This is a genomic window from Phreatobacter sp., from assembly GCF_052440005.1.
In the GTDB taxonomy this organism is placed as follows: Bacteria; Pseudomonadota; Alphaproteobacteria; order Rhizobiales; family Phreatobacteraceae; genus Phreatobacter.
This window is the reverse complement of the sequence record NZ_JBQVQL010000041.1, coordinates 22553-39153: the sequence shown is the minus strand read 5'-3', so window position 1 is coordinate 39153 and position 16601 is coordinate 22553. Positions and strand designations below refer to the sequence as shown.

19 protein-coding genes are annotated in these 16601 nt (G+C 70.1%); 15 read left to right on the top strand and 4 right to left on the bottom strand.

Annotated elements, in window-relative coordinates; translation table 11 throughout:
• The first annotated feature begins 220 nt into the window (after positions 1-220).
• The 5 genes from ACT6XY_RS11955 to ACT6XY_RS11935 all read left to right on the top strand — a co-directional run bounded on the left by ACT6XY_RS11955 (position 221) and on the right by ACT6XY_RS11935 (position 3025).
• Complete coding sequence (locus tag ACT6XY_RS11955) at positions 221-766, top strand: HNH endonuclease (protein ID WP_444748546.1); 546 nt, start codon at positions 221-223, stop codon at positions 764-766.
• A gap of 195 nt (positions 767-961) precedes the next feature.
• Complete coding sequence (locus ACT6XY_RS11950; RefSeq protein WP_444748545.1) at positions 962-1693, top strand: helix-turn-helix transcriptional regulator; 732 nt, start codon at positions 962-964, stop codon at positions 1691-1693.
• Positions 1694-1796: 103 nt separating this feature from the next.
• Positions 1797-2408, top strand: coding sequence for an acyl-homoserine-lactone synthase (locus ACT6XY_RS11945; RefSeq protein WP_444748544.1), 612 nt, complete (start codon positions 1797-1799; stop codon positions 2406-2408).
• Between the two features lie 22 nt (positions 2409-2430).
• Positions 2431-2802: a hypothetical protein gene (locus ACT6XY_RS11940; RefSeq protein WP_444748543.1), complete on the top strand. Its 372-nt coding sequence runs from the start codon at positions 2431-2433 to the stop codon at positions 2800-2802.
• Between the two features lie 10 nt (positions 2803-2812).
• The gene (locus ACT6XY_RS11935) at positions 2813-3025 is read left to right on the top strand and encodes a hypothetical protein (protein WP_444748542.1); all 213 of its coding nucleotides are present in this window, start codon (positions 2813-2815) and stop codon (positions 3023-3025) included.
• A gap of 26 nt (positions 3026-3051) precedes the next feature.
• Here ACT6XY_RS11935 and ACT6XY_RS11930 read toward each other — a convergent pair whose 3' ends face one another.
• Positions 3052-3594 carry a disulfide bond formation protein B gene (locus ACT6XY_RS11930; RefSeq protein WP_444748541.1) on the bottom strand — a complete coding sequence of 181 codons (543 nt, stop codon included), beginning with the start codon at positions 3592-3594 and terminating at the stop codon, positions 3052-3054.
• Positions 3595-3693: 99 nt separating this feature from the next.
• Here ACT6XY_RS11930 and pgsA point away from each other — a divergent pair, with 99 nt between their 5' ends.
• The 3 genes from pgsA to ACT6XY_RS11915 are packed head-to-tail and all read left to right on the top strand — an operon-like array spanning position 3694 to position 5680.
• The gene (gene pgsA, locus ACT6XY_RS11925) at positions 3694-4317 is read left to right on the top strand and encodes a CDP-diacylglycerol--glycerol-3-phosphate 3-phosphatidyltransferase (RefSeq protein WP_444748540.1); all 624 of its coding nucleotides are present in this window, start codon (positions 3694-3696) and stop codon (positions 4315-4317) included.
• Positions 4314-4565, top strand: coding sequence for a molybdopterin converting factor subunit 1 (gene moaD, locus ACT6XY_RS11920; protein WP_444748539.1), 252 nt, complete (start codon positions 4314-4316; stop codon positions 4563-4565). The genes pgsA and moaD overlap by 4 nt, the downstream gene beginning before the upstream one ends.
• An 8-nt stretch (positions 4566-4573) precedes the next feature.
• Positions 4574-5680 carry an MBL fold metallo-hydrolase gene (locus tag ACT6XY_RS11915; protein ID WP_444748538.1) on the top strand — a complete coding sequence of 369 codons (1107 nt, stop codon included), beginning with the start codon at positions 4574-4576 and terminating at the stop codon, positions 5678-5680.
• Between the two features lie 6 nt (positions 5681-5686).
• Here ACT6XY_RS11915 and ACT6XY_RS11910 read toward each other — a convergent pair whose 3' ends face one another.
• From ACT6XY_RS11910 to ACT6XY_RS11900, 3 genes are all read right to left on the bottom strand, one after another.
• The gene (locus tag ACT6XY_RS11910; protein ID WP_444748537.1) at positions 5687-8377 is read right to left on the bottom strand and encodes a TIGR02302 family protein; all 2691 of its coding nucleotides are present in this window, start codon (positions 8375-8377) and stop codon (positions 5687-5689) included.
• 102 nt (positions 8378-8479) lie between these two features.
• The gene (locus ACT6XY_RS11905) at positions 8480-9424 is read right to left on the bottom strand and encodes a threonine/serine dehydratase (RefSeq protein WP_444748536.1); all 945 of its coding nucleotides are present in this window, start codon (positions 9422-9424) and stop codon (positions 8480-8482) included.
• Between the two features lie 49 nt (positions 9425-9473).
• The gene (locus tag ACT6XY_RS11900; protein ID WP_444748535.1) at positions 9474-10232 is read right to left on the bottom strand and encodes a DUF429 domain-containing protein; all 759 of its coding nucleotides are present in this window, start codon (positions 10230-10232) and stop codon (positions 9474-9476) included.
• On the opposite strand from ACT6XY_RS11900, the gene ACT6XY_RS11895 reads away from it, so the two are divergent.
• From ACT6XY_RS11895 to ACT6XY_RS11865, 7 genes are all read left to right on the top strand, one after another.
• Positions 10231-10911 (top strand): transglycosylase domain-containing protein, encoded by a 681-nt coding sequence (locus ACT6XY_RS11895; protein ID WP_444748534.1) that lies wholly within the window; start codon positions 10231-10233, stop codon positions 10909-10911. The genes ACT6XY_RS11900 and ACT6XY_RS11895 overlap by 2 nt on opposite strands.
• A gap of 50 nt (positions 10912-10961) precedes the next feature.
• Entirely contained in the window at positions 10962-11675 is a 714-nt protein-coding gene (locus tag ACT6XY_RS11890) for an AprI/Inh family metalloprotease inhibitor (protein WP_444748533.1), read from the top strand.
• A gap of 99 nt (positions 11676-11774) precedes the next feature.
• Positions 11775-12566: an enoyl-CoA hydratase/isomerase family protein gene (locus ACT6XY_RS11885; RefSeq protein WP_444748532.1), complete on the top strand. Its 792-nt coding sequence runs from the start codon at positions 11775-11777 to the stop codon at positions 12564-12566.
• A 29-nt stretch (positions 12567-12595) separates the two neighbouring features.
• Positions 12596-13474: an SDR family oxidoreductase gene (locus ACT6XY_RS11880; RefSeq protein WP_444748547.1), complete on the top strand. Its 879-nt coding sequence runs from the start codon at positions 12596-12598 to the stop codon at positions 13472-13474.
• 87 nt (positions 13475-13561) lie between these two features.
• Positions 13562-14383, top strand: a complete 822-nt coding sequence (locus tag ACT6XY_RS11875) for an IclR family transcriptional regulator domain-containing protein (protein WP_444748531.1) — start codon at positions 13562-13564, stop codon at positions 14381-14383.
• A gap of 138 nt (positions 14384-14521) precedes the next feature.
• Complete coding sequence (locus ACT6XY_RS11870; protein ID WP_444748530.1) at positions 14522-15505, top strand: Bug family tripartite tricarboxylate transporter substrate binding protein; 984 nt, start codon at positions 14522-14524, stop codon at positions 15503-15505.
• Positions 15506-15609: 104 nt separating this feature from the next.
• Positions 15610-16599 carry a Bug family tripartite tricarboxylate transporter substrate binding protein gene (locus ACT6XY_RS11865; protein ID WP_444748529.1) on the top strand — a complete coding sequence of 330 codons (990 nt, stop codon included), beginning with the start codon at positions 15610-15612 and terminating at the stop codon, positions 16597-16599.
• The last annotated feature ends 2 nt before the right edge of the window (positions 16600-16601 follow it).

The following is a 16601-nucleotide window of genomic DNA, read 5'->3' as shown; positions in this document are numbered from 1 at the left end:
CGCCTCCTCTGGGCGCACTACGCCGCGCTCAAGGGCCGGGCGGCCGAGCCTGCCACGACGGCGTGATCGCGCGCCCTTTGGGCTTCACAAGAGCGACACGATCCCCATAGTATCGATCAGTGCCTGAATTCGCGGCTCGCGAATCGCCGAGCCGCCCGATCGCAAGGAGTTCATCTTGACGGTCGCCGTATCGCCCGGGGACCTGCCGGTTTCGACCGCCATGTCTCCTGGTTCATGGCCGGCCCTGGTGCTCAACGCGGATTACCGCCCGCTGAGCTACTATCCCCTGTCGCTGTGGTCGTGGCAGGATACGATCAAGGCCGTCTTCCTCGACCGCGTCACCGTCGTCTCGACCTACGAGAAGGCGATCCACTCGCCGAGCTTCGAGATGAGGCTCCCGAGCGTGGTCTCCCTGAAGACCTATGTGAAGCCTTCGCGCAATCCCGCCTTCACCCGGTTCAACGTCTTCCTGCGCGACCGTTTCCGCTGCCAGTATTGCGGCCACGGCGAGGACCTGACCTTCGACCACCTGATCCCGCGCTCGAAAGGCGGCCAGACCACCTGGGACAACGTGCTGACCGCCTGCTCGCCCTGCAACCTGCGCAAGGGGTCGAAGACACTGAAGGAGTCGGGGTTGCAACTGGCCCAGATGCCGTTTGCCCCCAGCGTGCAGGACCTGCATACGAACGGTAGGCTGTTCCCGCCGAACTACCTGCACCAGAGCTGGATGGACTACCTCTACTGGGATACCGAGCTGGAGCCGTGACGAGCCCGCGGCGGCCCCTCATGGCGCTCCTGGAGGGTGCCAGCCGGGCCTTGCGGCGTGGTCGCGTTTATGGCGACCCTGCGCCAGACGAGGCCGCCGCGCGCCTCCGATGCGGGACATCGGTACTTATCCGTAGATTGCTTCCCACAGGTTTCAGTTGCTGAATCGCGGGTCCACCTGGGGAGGTTGGGGCACATGGTGGGCGCAAGTCTGGATGTCGACCGCTATGCGTTCGACGTGATCGACCGGCTGGAGGGAAAGACCGAGCCGGGTCAGGTCATGACCGAACTCGTCAGCGTCATGCGGCATTTCGGCTTTTCCTCGCTCATCGTCACCGGCGTCCCCCTGCCCCATCAGAACCTCGAGGCGCTGGTGCTCGCCCATCACTGGCCGGAGGGCTGGTGGGATCGCTACAACAACCGCGGCTATGCCCAGATCGACCCGGCGATGCGGAAGGTCATGAGCTCGGTCATGCCCTTCGTCTGGAGCGAGTCGCGCACGCCGACGATCAGCCGCGAGCAGGCGCTGATCCTCGACGAGGCCGGAGATTTCGGCCTCGCCGACGGCTATTGCGTGCCCATCCACTCCGGTGGCGGCCTCGACGCCTGCGTCTCCTTCGGTGCCGACCGCGTCGCCCTGTCGCGGCGCGAGCAGCGCTCGCTGCATCTCATCAGCCTCTACGGCTACGAGGCCATCCGCCGGGCGAGGCTTCCCGGCGACGGCGGGGGATCCTTCGGCCTGACCCCCCAGCAGATCGAATGCATCCGCTGGGCCGCCGAGGGCAAGTCGAACTGGGAGATCGGCCAGATCCTGGCGATCTCGGAGAACACGGTGAAGAACCATCTGGCCGGCGCGCTGGAGCGGACCGGCTCGACGTCGCGGGCCCATCTCGTCGCCCGCTGCCTGCGTCGCAAGATCATCCCCTGATTCCGGAAACGCCCTGTTGCAGAGCGCAATAGTCTGATCGGGCCAGTGACAGACAGGCCGGTCGAAACCACCCTTTCCCCACGGTCACCTTGGGAGGGTTGGCATGCGGCTTCTCGTCATCGACGGGCGCGATATCGCCCGGCACGCAGCTCTGATGGACGAGGCCTTCCGGCTTCGTCACCGCGTCTTCGTCGAGGAACTGGGCTGGGAACGGCTTCGCAAGCCTGACGGGCGCGAGATCGACCAGTTCGACGTGGAGACGGCCCGCCACTTCCTCATCCTCGACGAGGACGACAACCTCAGGGTCTATACCCGGCTTTTGCCGACGCAATGGCCGCATCTCCTCAGCGACGCCTATCCGCATCTCGCCCCACGCGGCATCCCGCGGGGGCCGCAGATCTGGGAATGGACGCGCCTCGCCATCGATCCGAAGTACCGCGGCGACGGCAGCTGGTCGCGCGGCTCCGGCGAGATGGCCCGGGCCGTCGTCGAACACTGCCTCGCCAACGGCATCGAGCAGATGACCTGGGAAGGCCACCCGGTCTGGGTGACGCGCTTCCTGGAAATGGGATTCTGGCCGACACCCCTCGGCCCCATCACCGACATCGACGGCGGCCCGGTGATCGCCGGCGTCATGGACGTCACACCCGACATTCTCGACGGCTTCACGGGGCGCGGCATCGCCACGACCCCGATGCACGCCGTCATGGCCTGAACCAGACCGGAGGAGGGACGACATGCACGGACTGAAGCCCTATCCGTCGGCGGACACCGACGACTACCTCGCCACGCTCGTCGTCCAGACGGCGGTGCTGGCCCGCAGGCGCAACGCGCGCTTCCTGCAGATGCTCCTCGAGATGGCGGCTCACGAGGCCCTGCGGCTCGCCGAGGGGCAGGAGCTGCGGGCAGCCTCTGCCGCAGGTCTCGAGGAGGCTCTCGACGCCCTGGAGGCCTACCTGCGCCATGCGCGCGGCACGGAGCCCTTCCTCATCGCCGCGGTGCCGGACGAGGACGCCCGGGCGCGCCACGAGACGGCTCAGGACGTCGTCTACGGCTATGCCGCGCGCGAGGCGGCACGGCGAACACGGATGCAGCGGCAGGCCGCTTGAGGAGGCAGTGATGAAGCGATCCGACGAGATCGGACAGTTCGCCCTGGAGCTGGAGGCCGCGACGGGGAAGGCCAGGCGGCTGGGCCTGGATGTCGCGGTCTATCTCCTCGAGCTCGCGGCATCCGAGGTGCGCGAGGCCTATGTCGTCCAGCGCTATGGCGAGGAGCCGTCCAGCTCCGCCACGCGGCCGTCGCGGCGCAAGGAGATGACCGCTGGACGATGACCGCCGGGCGATGACCCCGGCCGCGGTCACGCCGGGCGGTCGGTGTCCCGCGGGCGGCTGGCGGCGGCGAGCGCCACCAGCGCCAGCGCCGAGGCGATGACGACGTTCCACCCCGCCAGCGACAGGCCGAGGAAGCGCCAGGCGGCCACGGTGCAGTCGGCGAGAGGCTTGGCCGTCTGCAGCTGGCGCAGGAGGTCGGCGGGATTGCGGGCGATGGCGGTGGGCTGGGCGCAGGTCGTCGGCCCCTGCCAGAAGCCCCATTCGGCGCCGGCGTGATAGACGCCAAGGCCGGCGCCCCAGATCATCAGCCCGGCAAGGGCGAGGAGGCCGAGCCGGACGATCGCACCGGGCCAGCGGCGCCAGGCCATGGCGGCGACGGCGAGCGACGCGGGAATGACGGCGTAGTAGGGCACGCGCTGCTGCAGGCAGAGCGGACAGGGCGGCAGGCCCACCACGAACTCGAAGACATAGGCGCCGAGGATGGTGCCGGTGGCGGCGGCGGCGATCACGAGCGCCCCCGACAGCCAGGGGCGGCTCAGGCAGGTCGCGACGATCTCGGCGGGTTTCATGGCGGCGGTTCTAGCCGCTCACGACGTTCTGTCCAGTGGCCCGCGACTGCGGCATGGGTTTCCATTGACCCGGCCGCCCCCCTCGTCCATCACAAGATGATGAGCTCGGCTGATCCGATCGACCGCCCGCGCCGCGGCAAGACCTACAGCGTCCCGAACCTGCTCACCTACGGCCGCGTCCTCGCCGTGCCGCTGGTGGCCGCCTGCCTCTTCGCTCAGGTCATCTACGAGGGCGGCATCTGGCTGCGCTGGGTGGCGCTGGGCATCTTCATCGTCGCCGCCATCACAGACTATTTCGACGGCTACCTCGCCCGCGCCTGGTCGCAACACTCGGCCATCGGCCGCATGCTCGACCCGATCGCCGACAAGCTGCTGGTCGGCATCGTGCTGATGATGCTGGCGGCCGACGGCACCATCCTCGGCTGGTCCCTGTGGGCGGCGATGGTGATCCTGGCGCGCGAGATCCTCGTCTCCGGCCTGCGGGAGTTCCTCGCGGAACTGCGCGTGTCGGTGCCGGTGACGCGGCTGGCCAAGTGGAAGACGGCGGTGCAGCTCGTCGCCGTCGGCTTCCTCATCGCCGGTCCGGCGGGCGACCAGATCGTGCCGGGCGTCACGCCGGTCGGCATTGCGTTGCTCTGGTGCGCCGCCATCCTGACGCTCTACACGGGCTACGATTATTTCCGCGCCGGGGCGGGCCATCTCATCGAGGATGACGAGCCGTGAAGGTCCTCTATTTCGCCTGGGTGCGCGAACGCATCGGCAAGGCCTCCGAGGAGATCGAGCCGCCGGCGGACGTCGTCACGGTCGCCGACCTCGTCACCCACCTGATCGGCCTCGGCGAGGGCTATGCCCATGCCTTCGAGAACCGCACGGTGATCCGGGCCGCTCTCGATCAAGTCCATGTGAAACCGGAGGCCCCGCTGGCCGGGGCGCGCGAGATCGCCTTCTTTCCGCCCATGACCGGCGGCTGACTGCCGGCATGAGCCAGCCCCCCGATCCCCCGCGCGCCAAGGTCAACCGCCGCCGCCTGCTCGGCGTTCTCGCCTCGCTGCCGATCATCGGCGGCGCCGGCGGGGCCTTCGCCTATCGCAGCCAGCCCTACTACACCGGGCCGGTGAGCGACCATTTCGACGGCACGCGCTTCTTCGACCCGCACGGCTCCCCGCCCAAGGCCATCACCGAGCTCCTGCGCTGGCAGTTCGGCGGCGACGAGCGGGCGCGCTGGCCGGAGAGCTGGCCCTCGGATCATGCCGACGTGCCGCCGCCGCGCGTCGAGGGCGACGCCATCCGCCTGTCCTATGTGGGCCACGCCACCGTTCTGATGCAGACGCGGGGGCTGAACATCCTCTTCGATCCCGTGTGGTCGGAGCGGGTCTCGCCCGTCTCCTTCGCCGGCCCGAAGCGGGTCAATCCACCGGGCATCGCCTTCGGAGCGCTGCCGAAGATCGACCTCGTCCTCGTCAGCCACGGCCATTACGACCATCTCGACGTCGAGACGCTCTCCCGCCTCCACGCGGCCCACCAGCCCAGGGTGATCACGCCGCTCGGCCAGGACGCGATCATGAAGGCGCACGATCCCGCCATCCGCGCCGAGGCCCACGACTGGGGCGCCCGCGTCGAGATCGGCAACGGGATGGCGGTGCATCTCGCGCCGATGCGGCACTGGACGGCCCGGGGCCTGTTCGACCGCAACAAGGCGCTCTGGGCTGCCTTCGTGATCGAGGCGCCGGGCGGGCTCGTCTACCACATCGGTGACACCGGCTATGGCGACGGCCATCATTTCCGCGAGGCCAGGCGCCGGTTCGGTGGCTTCCGCCTCGCCATCCTCCCCATCGGTGCCTACGAGCCGCGCTGGTTCATGCGCGACCAGCACATGAACCCGGCCGAGGCGGTGCAGGTGATGATCGACTGCGGCGCGCGCCGGGCGCTCGCCCATCACTGGGGCACGGTGCAGCTCACCAACGAGGCGATCGAGGAGCCGCGCGTGGCGCTGCATGCCGCCCTCGCCGAGCGCGCCATCGCGCCCGACCTGTTCCGGGCCATCCGGCCGGGCGAGGTCTGGGAGCTGCCGGCAGCGGAAGCCTGACGGCCTCTACTGGATCTGCAGGCCACGCAGCAGGCGCTCGATGTAATCCATCTCGATCTGCGGCCGGTCCTGCTCCGACAGACGGCGGCGCAGCTCCTCCAGAACGCGCTGGGCGCGCTGGGCGGCGCCCTCGCCGGCATTGGGAATACGCACGTCGGAATTCTCGTTGGCCTCGCGGCCGCGTGTCGGCCGTCCCAGCGGATCGTAATCCTGGTTGCCGGCCTGGCCCTGGCGACCGCCCGGCTGGCCGGGCTGGCCCTGCTGACCCTGGCCCTGACCCTCCTGCATCTGCTGGGCGAGACCCTGGGCGCCCTGCTGCAGGCTGCGCAGCGCGCGGCCCTGGGCGTCGGTGGCGCCCTGGCCGTTGCCGCGGCCGAGGGCCTCCTCGGCTTCGCGCATGGCGCGGCCGGCATTGCCCATGCCCTCCTGCGCCTGGCGGCCGCCTTCCGACTGGCCCTGGCCTTGGCCCTCGCCGCCCTCGCCCTGCTGTCCCAGCTGCTCGCGCAGCTGGTCGAGGAGTTCGCGCAGCTGGCGCTGGGCGTCGCCGAGCTGGTCGTAGCCCTGCTCGCCCTCGCCCTGTTGACCCTGCTGGCCGGGCTGCTGTTGCTGACCCTGCTGGCCGCGCTGACCCGGGCGCTGCTGGCCGCGCTGGGCGCGACGCTGCTCCTGGTTGCGGCGGAAGGTGTCGTCGCGCAGCTGCTGCTGGCGGCGGATCATGTCGGCGAGACGGTCGAGGGGGCTCTCGCCCTGCTCGCCCTGTTCGCCGTTCTCGCCCTGCTGCTGTTGCTGCTGGCGGCCGGCCTGCAGATTCTGCAGCATCTGCTGCAGCTCCTGCATCAGGCGCTGGGCCTGGTCGCGGGCGCCATTGCGGGCGAGGTTCTCGATGCGGTTCAGCATGTCGCGCAGGTCCTGCGGACGGACCTGCCGCGCGTTGGGATCGCGCTGGGCCTGCTGCTGGTTGCCGTCCTGCCGGTTGCGCATGGCCTGCTCGGCGAGCTCGCGCATCAGCCGGTCCATGGCCTGGCGGAGGTCCTGCGAGAGGCGGCGGATCTCCTCCTCGGACGCGCCGCGCTCGATGGCCTGGCGCAGGCGCTCGGCGGCCTGGGACACAGCCCGCTCGGCCTCGGAGACGTCTCCGTCCTCCATGCGCACGGCGATGTCCCAGAGATAGTCCATGACCTCGACCAGGGCCGCGTCGTCGCGGGCGCGGACGAGCCGGAAATAGGCAGTGCGCAGGCCGAGATAGACCGGCGTCTCCAGGCCGAACTGCTGGGGCGCCGTCGTCAGCGCCTCGAGGGCGCGGGCGACGCGCGGGGCGGCGTTGGCGTCGAGGGCGAGGATGCGCCGCTGCTCGACGAGGGCGCGCGGCACGGGCTTGGAGAAGACGCGGGCCGGCAGGGTGCCGTAGACGGTCTCGGAGAAGCCCTCGTTGCCGGCGTCGTCCTTCGCCCGCAGCTTCACCGCCACCTGCAGGCCGGCGAAGGGATGGGCGACGAAATCGCGTGACGTCTGGCCGTTGCCCTGGCGGGTGCGGGCCTGCGGCAGGGTGAGCGGCAGGGGCGGCAGGTCGGCGAGGGCGCGGGCGCCCGGCCGCTGCAGGGCGAGGGCCGAGGGCGCCAGCGACAGGGTGGCCTCGGCTTCCTTCACGCCGTAGTCGTCCTCGACCTTGTAGGACAGCACGAACTGGTTGCGCTGGTCGGTCTGCGGCGCGCGCTCGAAGGCGATGGTGGGGGCGCCGTCTGGAATGGCCTCGAAGCGCCAGGCGAGAGGCGGCGCACCGGAGCCGCTGACAGAAAGGGTACCGTTCTGCGTCACGGTCCAGCGGGTTTCCGCAAGGTTCGCGGGGGTCTGCGCCGGCGCGGCCGCGGCACCCTCGGCGCGTTCCGGTGCCGGCGCGGCGGCGACGCCCCCCTCCGGCTTGACCGCGACGTCGGCGAGGCCGGCGACGCGCAGCGTGACGATGGAGCCGGCCGGCACCTTGAAGACGTCTGGCTCGGCGGCGGCGTTGGCGGGGGGAGCGCCCTCGCCGGAACGGCGGGTCGGCAGGATCACCGGCGGGCGGGCGGTGTAGGGCGGCGGCGTCACCCAGGCGTCGATCCGGTAATTCACCGGCACCGGCGGGGCGCGCCAGTCGAAGGCGGTCAGCAGGCGCTGGGTCCGCTCCTCGCCGGCGAGGAAGAAGGCCGGGACGATGAGCAGCAGGGCCAGGGCGCGGATGGCGTAGCGGTCGAGGCTCGGCATCCGCGGCATGGGAATGCCGGTGCGCAGCCGGCCCGCCGCGGCGGCGACGCGGGCACGGTGCTCCTCCCACAGCGCCTTGGCGAAGGGATCGTCCGAGGTGGCGAGGTCGTCTGCGAGAGCGGTCGCCGGCCGGTGGCCGCCCTCCGTCGCGCGGTCGATGCGGCGGAGCGCCTCCTGGTCGGAGGGGCGGCGGATGGTGAGGAGCGGCCAGGCGGCGACGAGCAGCAGGGCGAGGACGAAGAGAACGCCGCCGAAGCGCGCCCAGTAGGGGACGACCTGCCAGAAGCCCAGCCAGGAGACGGCGAGGACCCCGCCGAAGATGCCGAGGAAGAGCACGAGACGGGGCCAGACCCGCTCCCAGAGGATGACGAGCTTGGCGCGATCGATCGCGTGACCGAGAGCGAGCTGATGTTCGTTGGGGGCCGGAGGCCGCTCCGTGTTCATGCCGTCGCTCAAGATCCGCTCCGGTTCGAGGTCTCCTGCAAGTTTCAGGCTAGCACGCTAGGTCCCAAAAACCACCTTTTCATGGCGGGCCGGCGATCACGGATCGGTCAGCGCTCAGGCCGCCTCGATGGTTGCCGCGAGGGCGGCGAGATCGACGTTGGCGCCGCAGGCGAGGACACCAACCCGCTCGCCGGGGGCCGGCCGGTAGGCGCCACAGAGGAGCGCGGCGAGCGCTGCGGCCCCGCCCGGCTCGCTCGCCGCGCGCAGGCCGAGCCAGAGCCGCTTCTGCGCCTCGCGGATCGCCGCGTCCGGCACCAGAACGACGTGGTCGACATAGGCGGCCGCGGTCTCGTGGACGCGGGCGAAGACGTTGCGGGCGCCAAGCGAATCGGCGGCGATGGACTGGACCTCGACATCGATGGGCCCGCCGGCGGCCAGCGCGGCATGGAGGGCGCAGGACCCCTCCGGCTCGACGCCGACCACCTTCACGCGACGGTCGAACCAACGGGCGATGCCGGAAATGAGGCCGCCGCCACCCACCGCCACCAGAACCGTGTCGAGGCCGCCGGCATCCTCCTCCCATTCGAGACCGACGGTGCCCTGGCCGGCCATGGTCGGCCAGGCGTCATAGGCGTGGACGGAGAGGGCACCGGTCGCGGCCGCATGGGCCTCGCAGGCGGCGAGCGCATCGGAATAGCGGGCGCCGCCGACGATGAGCTCGGCGCCGGTCTCGCGGATGCGGGCGATCTTGGCCGGCGAGGAGATCTCGGGAACGAAGATGCGGGCGGGAATGCCGAGGCTCGCCGCGGCATGGGCGACGGCGATGCCGTGGTTGCCGCCGGAAGCGGCACAGACGCCGGCCGCGGGCATGGTGTCGCCGAGCAGGGTGTTGAAGGCACCGCGGGCCTTGAAGGTGCCGGTGACCTGCAGGAATTCGAGCTTCATGACCACCGGAACCGGCGTGCCGAAGGTCTCGGGGGGTAAGGTCATGGTCGGCGTGCGGCGCACCCGCCCGGCGATGCGGGCATGGGCGGCGCGGATGTCGTCTGGCGTGATCATGGGCAGGTCCCGTTTCGGCGAGGCACGGGACCCGCTTCGGCCGGTGCGGTCAAGCCCAGATGGCGACGGGCAGGCCATGCGCATCGCGGCCCGGCGGATCGGGAAAGGGCTGCGCCGTGCCGGCAAGGAGGCGCCGGGCGACGAGGGCGTTCGCCGCAGCATCGAGGAGATCGTCGAGGCCCGCGCCGCGGGGAGCGGCCGTCAGAAAGTCGGCGGGATAACCGGCTGCGAGGAGCATATCGCGCCGCAGGGCGAGCCCCGGCGGATGACCGCGCGAGGAGACCTTCTTCGGCAGCGGCACCGGCCTGCCGCCGTTCAGCCGCCAGAATGCGAGCTCGGGATGAACCTCGTGGACGCGGTCGACGAGGCCGGGGTCTGCCCGCAGCAGCGCGTCGATCTCGCGGATCTTGGGAAAGAGGAAGAAGGCCTGTTTCGACACCTTTCGGGGTGGGGCGGACGTCTCGAGAGCGATCCGGCAGGCCTCGCCGTAGTCGGTGGCGTAGACGGCGGCGCGGGAGGGCACCGAAAAGACGGAGGACTGGCGCTCGCCCAAGAGTGGACGCACCAGCGTCTCCGGTCCCCGGCCACCCGGACCTGCCGTCTCGGGAAGTCCGATCGGCATGTCCACGGCGATTTTTTCGACCCCCATGGTCAGATCGGCGAAATTGCGCGTTATCGTGACGCATGGCGTCAGGGGACCTGTCGTTGCGATGGTCACCGCTATCCAGCCGGCGGGACAGCCGTCGACGCCTCGCACCATCGGCCGCTCCCCGCCGGGGATGGGCGTCACCTCGTTCCGGATGGCCATGCTCCGCCTCCTGCGCCGCCTCGCCCTCGCCGCCGTGCTCCTGGCCCTGACGCCGCTGGTGCTCACCCTCCTCTATACGGTGGTGACGCCGGTCTCGACACGCATGGTCTGGCGCATGGTGACGCTGAAGGGCTACGAGCGCAGCGTCGTGCCGCTGGAGGCCGTGGCGCGGCCGGTGCCGGCGGTGCTGATCGCCTCGGAGGATGCGCAGTTCTGCCGCCACCGCGGCGTCGACTGGCGCGAGCTGATGGCCGTCATCGAGGACGAGGACGGGCCCTCCCGCGGCGCCTCGACCCTGTCGATGCAGGTGGCGCGCAACCTCTTCCTCTGGCAGGGCGACACCGGCCCCACCGCCGTGATCCGCAAGGGGCTGGAAATCCCGCTCGCGCTGATGATCGACCTCGTCTGGTCGAAGCGGCGAATGATGGAGGTCTATCTCAACATCGCGGAATGGGGGCCGGACGGCGAGTTCGGCATCGAGGCCGGGGCGCAGCGTGCCTTCGGCAAGCCGGCGGCGCGGCTGACCGCCGGCGAGGCGGCGCTCCTCGTCGCCATCCTGCCGAACCCGATCCGGCGTGACGCACGGGCGCCGTCAGGGGGCGTCCGGCGCAAGGCCACGATCATCTCGCGGAGGGCGGGAGCGGCAGACACGGCATGCCTGCGGCTCGCGGCGTCATGACCACCGCGGGGCGGTGGACGCATGCGCGAAATCGCGCTTCTAATTCCGCCATGCTGCCTGCCTTCGCCCTCCTGGTCGTCCTCATGGCTGCGCCCGGGACCGCGCGCGGCCAGGCGCCGCCTGCCCAGCCCGACGCGGCCCTGACGGAAAGGGCGGTCGGCGCCTGGGAACTCTCCAATCCCGCCGGCAGCCGCAAATGCGCCGTCACGCTGAAGCCCGAGCGGGCCGGAGCCGGCCGGGCGCTGACCTTCGGCGAGGGCTGCGTCGCGGCCTTTCCGGCGATTGCCGCCATCGTCGCCTGGTCGGTCGGACCGGCGGGGTCCATCCGCTGGATCGATCGGGGAGGCCAGGCCGCCTTCGATTTCGAGGAGACGGAGGTCGGCATCTTCGAGTCGTTGCGACAAGGCGATCCTAGCGTCTATTTCCTCACCAGCCTGGCGCTGGCCGGCAAGACGCTGCCGACCGCCGACGAGCTCGCCGGCGCCTGGACCCTCGGCCAGCCCTCGGGGCGAAGCCTCTGCGGCCTCCTGCTCAAGCAGGAACTGGCGGCCGGCGCGGGGGCCCTGGAGCAGCGCTTCGCGGTGGAGGTGGCGGCGGGCTGCGAGCGCTCGGTCGCGGCTCTCGGCCTCAGCCACTGGCGGCTGGAGCGCGAGCTTCTCGTCTTCGGCGGCCGCGCCGGCACGCTCTCCTTCAAGCGCGAGGAGGACGGGCGCTGGACCAAGACGCCGGCCGACAACCGCCCGCTGCTGCTCTCCCGGCCCTGACCGCACCGCCCGAATTGGGGACTGGCGTTTCGCGCGACTATTTCGTCCACTGAAACGATGGTTCGTCCGCGGCTGCCCGGACGCCCCGGAGGACAGGCCATGACAGACGCGACCGCAGAGGCTTCGGTGCTGGTGAGGAGGGATGGCGCCGTCGCCAGCCTCGTGTTGAACGAGCCGAAATCGATGAACGCCATGTCGGCCGGCATCAAGGCGGGCATCGAGGAGACCCTGCCGGGACTTCTCGCCGACGCCGACGTCAGGGCCATCGTCATCACCGGCACGGGCCGGGCCTTCTGCGCCGGGGGCGACATCCGCTCCATGGACGACCGCGGCACGCTCTCCGTGAAGACGCGGATGACGCGGACCTACAAGTGGCTCATCCCGCTGCTCACCGCCGAGAAGCCCATCGTCTGCGCGGTGAACGGGGCGGCGGCGGGCGCCGGCCTGTCGCTGGCGCTGACCGGCGACATCATCCTCGCCTCGCGTGAGGCGCGCTTCAAGGCGGGGTTTCCCGGCCTCGGCGCGGCGGCCGACCTCGGCCTCGCCTATACCCTGCCGCGTGCCATCGGCTACCAGCGCGCCAGCGACATCCTGCTCACCAACCGCGAGGTTTCGGCCGAGGAGGCCCACGCCATGGGTCTGGTGGCACGGATCGCCGAACCCGACGCCCTGATGGCGGCGGCGATGGAGACGGCGCAGGCGCTCGCCGCCGGACCCACCGTGTCGCTGGCGCTCACCAAGCGGCTGATGCGCCGCGGCTACGAGCTGCCGATCGAGGGCTTTCTCGAATTCGAGGCCATGTCGCAGGTGGTCGCCTTCGGCAGCGACGATTTCGGCGAGGGCGTCTCGGCCTTCAAGGGCAAGCGCCGGCCGGACTTCAAGGGCCGCTGAGCCCGACGGGAGGACTTCGCATGGAGACGATGTTCAAGGACGGCCTGCTGGCCGGCAAGCGCATCCTGGTGACGGGCGGCGGCACCGGCCTCGGCCGCGAAATGGCGGAGGACTATCTGCGCCTCGGTGCGACCGTGCACATCTGCGGACGGCGCAAGGGCGTGCTGGACGACACGGCGCGCGAGCTGATGGACCGCCACGGCGGCAAGGTCATCACCCATTCCGTCGACATCCGCGTCGCCCAGGCGGTGGAGGAGATGATCGAGGAGATCTTCACGGCGGGGCCGCTGACCGGCCTCGTCAACAATGCGGCCGGCAATTTCATCAGCCCGACCAAGGATCTGTCGCCGCGCGGCTTCGACGCCATCGCCGGCATCGTCTTCCACGGCTCCTTCTACGTGACGCTCGCCTGCGGCAAGCGCTGGATCGCCGGCGGCCACAAGGCCTCCGTCATCTCCATCCTCACCACCTGGGTGTGGAACGGCGGGCCCTTCACCGTGCCCTCCGCCATGTCGAAGGCCGGCATCAACGTCATGACCCAGTCGCTCGCCGCCGAATGGGGGCGCTACGGCATCCGCCTCAACGCCATCGCGCCGGGGCCCTTCCCGACGAAGGGCGCCTGGGAGCGGCTCAATCCGGGCCTCGCCGCCGAGGAGGACAAGGGGCGCGAGGGCAGCCCCATGGGCCGCAACGGCGAGATGCAGGAGCTGAAGAACCTCGCCACCTTCCTGATGGCGGACGGCTGCGAGTACCTGACCGGCCAGACCATCGCCATCGACGGCGCGCGCTACAATGCCTCCGGCGGCAACTTCTACAACCTGTCGAAGATGTCGGACGCGGAATGGCAGGCGATGAGCGAGATGATCCGCGCGGCGAACGAGAAGGACCGCGCCAGCCGCACGGCCTGAGGCGAACGGGACTTCCGAGACGGTTTGTGCTGATATCCTTGGCGAATCCCGCGGGGCACCCCCCTCCGGGACGATCAGGAACCCGAGATGCCTTCCTTCGAGCCCGTCATCGCGCTGTCGCGCGGCCTGGAAATCCTGCGCGTGCTGAACGCCGAGCGGCGATCGACGGTGGGATCGCTGCACAAGGCGACGGGGCTGAACAAGGCGACCATCGTCCGCATGCTCGAGACGCTGGAGCACGAAGGCTACGTGATGCGGGACGCGGAGCGGACCGAGTACCTGCCGACGGGGCGCTGCCTGCTGCTCTCCCACGGCTACGACCAGCATCTGTGGATCGGCGGCGTCGCCGAGCCGATCATGCACGAGTTCCGCAAGCAGATCGGCTGGCCCTCCGACATCGCCATCTTCGACCGCGACGCGATGATCGTGGCGCAGACGACGCGCGAGCCCGGCTCCATGCTGTTCTCGCGGCGCCCGGGGTTCCGCTTTCCCCTGCTCTCCACCTCCATGGGTCGCGCCTATCTGGCCTTCTGCCCCGAGGAGCAGCAGGAGCGGATCATCACCCTGCTCGCCGCCATTCCGGGCAAGTCGACAGAGCTCGCCCGCCAGCCGAAGAAGCTCGCACCGCTCCTCGCCGAGGTGCGCGAGAAGGGCTATGCGCTGATGGACGAGGCCTACAGCCAGCACGTCTTCGACGGGCGTGTCTGGGCCATGGGCGTGCCGGTGCGCGACGGCGACGAGGTCTTCGCCAGCATCAACATCATGATGCTGCACGGCGTCATCTCGGTGGAGGACGCGGTGAAGAACTTCCTCGCACCGTTGCAGGAAACCGCGACCCACATCGCCCGGGCGCTGACCGACAAGTTCCGCGCCACGCTATGGGCGCCGGGCGGCGCCAAGGCGGACTGAGATTTTCACCGTATTTCATTGCATGAAATGCTGTTTCGAGGGGATTTGACCGTATCCCGGAGCCGTGAGAGGATTCGGACCGGGCCCGCAGAGGCCCCAACGGGCAAAGCCCGACAAGAACGATCCAGAGGGAACACCATGCGCCATCGCTTCTCCCGCCGCGGCCTGATGCTGGCCGCCGCCGCCACCGTGGCGGCACCTCCCCTGCTGCGCGCCCAGGGCGCCTGGCCGAACCGGCCTGTGCGGATTCTCTGTGCCTTCCCGGCCGGCGGCATCACCGACGGCTATGCCCGCGCCTATGGCGACTACATCCAGCAGAAGAGCGGCCAGACCGTCGTCGTCGAGAACCGGGTCGGGGCCGGCGGCGGCATCGCAGCCCAGGCGCTGAAGGCAGCGCCGGACGACGGCCACACCCTGATGATCACCATCTCCTCGACCATGCTGGGCAACCGGGTCATGTTCAGGAACCTGCCCTACGACCCGGACAAGGACTTCTCCTTCCTCGCCATCATGTCCACCGGCCACCTGCCGCTGGTGGCGCAGAAATCGACGGGCGCGAAGACCATCGCCGAGTTCGTCGCCTTCGCGAAGGCGAACCGGACCAGCTTCGGCTCCTATGCCGCCGGCTCCTTCGCCCATATCGTCGGGGCCGAACTGAACCGCCGCTTCGGCCTCGACATGACCATCGTCCACTACCGGGGCGAGGCGCCGATGTGGCAGGACCTCCTCACCGGCAGCAGCCAGGTGGCGATGGGCAGCTACACCGCCGCCAAGGGCGTGCTCGACACGGGCGCGGGCACGGCCATCGCCGTGCCGACGGGCAGGCGGATGTCGACCCTGCCGGATGTCGCCACCTATGCGGAACAGGGCCTGAAGGACCCGGTCTTCGACCTGATGAGCTGGGCGGGCTTCTTCGGCAAGGCCTCGATGCCGGCGGAGATGGTGCAGCAGATCTCCGACATGATGGTGGAGGCCGGCAAGACCGAGCGCATCCGGCGGCTGACGGCGACCTTCGGGATCGACGACACGGCGCAGGACCACAAATTCTTCCGCCATATCTACGAGAGCCAGGGGCCGATCTGGCTCGACCATCTCAACCGGCTCGGCGTCACGCCCAGCTGAACCCTGACGATCGGTCGCAGGGCCGTTTCGACGCGGCCGGCCCTAGACTGAGTTGCGATTCACAACGGGACACAGAAGCCCGCAGTCCACCCCGAGGAACGCCCATGCCCTTCACGCTCTCCCGCCGCCGGCTGGTCGCCGCCGGCGCCCTCCTGCCCTTCGCCGCGCCCACCCTGGTGCGCGCGCAGGGTTCCGCCTGGCCGACAAAGCCGCTGAAGATCATCTGCGCCTTCCCGGCCGGGGGCATCACCGACGCCTTCGCCCGCGCCTATGGCGAATATATCGGCCAGAAGAGCGGGCAGACCGTCATCGTCGAGAACCGGCCCGGGGCCGGCGGCGGCATTGCCGCCCAGGCGATGAAGACGGCGCCGGACGATGGCCACACCATCATGATCACCATCTCGACGACGCTGTTCGGCAACCGCGTCATGTTCAAGAGCCTCGCCTACGATCCCGACAAGGACTTCGCTCTTCTGGCGCTGCTGCCCACCGGCAGCCTGCCGCTGGTCGCCGCCAAGGCGACGGGCGCGACCACCATCGCGCAGTTCGTCGAGTTCGCCCGCAAGAACCGGGTCAGCTTCGGCTCCTATGCGGCGGGGTCCATGGCCCATATCGTCTGCAACGCGCTGAACCAGCAGTTCAGCCTCGACATGACCGTGGTGAACTACCGCGGCGAGGCGCCGATGTGGCAGGACGTGCTGACCGGCAACAGCCAGGTGGCCCTTGGCAGCTTCACGGCGGCCAAGGCGGTGCTCGACGCCAATGCCGGCACGGCCATCGCCATTCCCTCGACCCGGCGCATGCGGGCGCTGCCGAACACGGCGACGTTCATCGAGCAGGGCCTCGACAACCCGGTCTTCCGGCTGCTGAGCTGGGTCGGCTTCCTCGGCCAGTCCTCGATGCCCCAGGCGATGGTCGAGACCGTGTCGGCGCTGATGCTGGAGGCGGCGCAGACCGAGCGCATCCGCAAGCTCAACGAGACCTTCGGCATCGAGGACCCGGTCCTCGGCCATGCCGACTTCAAGAAGGTCTACGACGCGGAAGGCCCGATCTGGATCGAGAACGTGCGCAAGCTCGGCCTGACGCCGGCCTGAGG

Bases quoted from the DNA above. Each gene is read 5' to 3' on its own strand.
- pgsA (WP_444748540.1), top strand. From the start codon at position 3,694: ATGAGCTCGGCTGATCCGATCGACCGCCCGCGCCGCGGCAAGACCTAC.
- ACT6XY_RS11940 (WP_444748543.1), top strand. From the start codon at position 2,431: ATGCACGGACTGAAGCCCTATCCGTCGGCGGACACCGACGACTACCTC.
- ACT6XY_RS11905 (WP_444748536.1), bottom strand. From the start codon at position 9,424: ATGATCACGCCAGACGACATCCGCGCCGCCCATGCCCGCATCGCCGGG.
- ACT6XY_RS11885 (WP_444748532.1), top strand. From the start codon at position 11,775: ATGACAGACGCGACCGCAGAGGCTTCGGTGCTGGTGAGGAGGGATGGC.
- ACT6XY_RS11955 (WP_444748546.1), top strand. From the start codon at position 221: ATGTCTCCTGGTTCATGGCCGGCCCTGGTGCTCAACGCGGATTACCGC.
- ACT6XY_RS11945 (WP_444748544.1), top strand. From the start codon at position 1,797: ATGCGGCTTCTCGTCATCGACGGGCGCGATATCGCCCGGCACGCAGCT.
- ACT6XY_RS11870 (WP_444748530.1), top strand. From the start codon at position 14,522: ATGCGCCATCGCTTCTCCCGCCGCGGCCTGATGCTGGCCGCCGCCGCC.
- ACT6XY_RS11875 (WP_444748531.1), top strand. From the start codon at position 13,562: ATGCCTTCCTTCGAGCCCGTCATCGCGCTGTCGCGCGGCCTGGAAATC.
- ACT6XY_RS11950 (WP_444748545.1), top strand. From the start codon at position 962: ATGGTGGGCGCAAGTCTGGATGTCGACCGCTATGCGTTCGACGTGATC.
- ACT6XY_RS11935 (WP_444748542.1), top strand. From the start codon at position 2,813: ATGAAGCGATCCGACGAGATCGGACAGTTCGCCCTGGAGCTGGAGGCC.
- ACT6XY_RS11930 (WP_444748541.1), bottom strand. From the start codon at position 3,594: ATGAAACCCGCCGAGATCGTCGCGACCTGCCTGAGCCGCCCCTGGCTG.
- ACT6XY_RS11915 (WP_444748538.1), top strand. From the start codon at position 4,574: ATGAGCCAGCCCCCCGATCCCCCGCGCGCCAAGGTCAACCGCCGCCGC.
- ACT6XY_RS11890 (WP_444748533.1), top strand. From the start codon at position 10,962: ATGCTGCCTGCCTTCGCCCTCCTGGTCGTCCTCATGGCTGCGCCCGGG.
- ACT6XY_RS11865 (WP_444748529.1), top strand. From the start codon at position 15,610: ATGCCCTTCACGCTCTCCCGCCGCCGGCTGGTCGCCGCCGGCGCCCTC.
- ACT6XY_RS11895 (WP_444748534.1), top strand. From the start codon at position 10,231: ATGCTCCGCCTCCTGCGCCGCCTCGCCCTCGCCGCCGTGCTCCTGGCC.
- ACT6XY_RS11880 (WP_444748547.1), top strand. From the start codon at position 12,596: ATGTTCAAGGACGGCCTGCTGGCCGGCAAGCGCATCCTGGTGACGGGC.
- ACT6XY_RS11900 (WP_444748535.1), bottom strand. From the start codon at position 10,232: ATGGCCATCCGGAACGAGGTGACGCCCATCCCCGGCGGGGAGCGGCCG.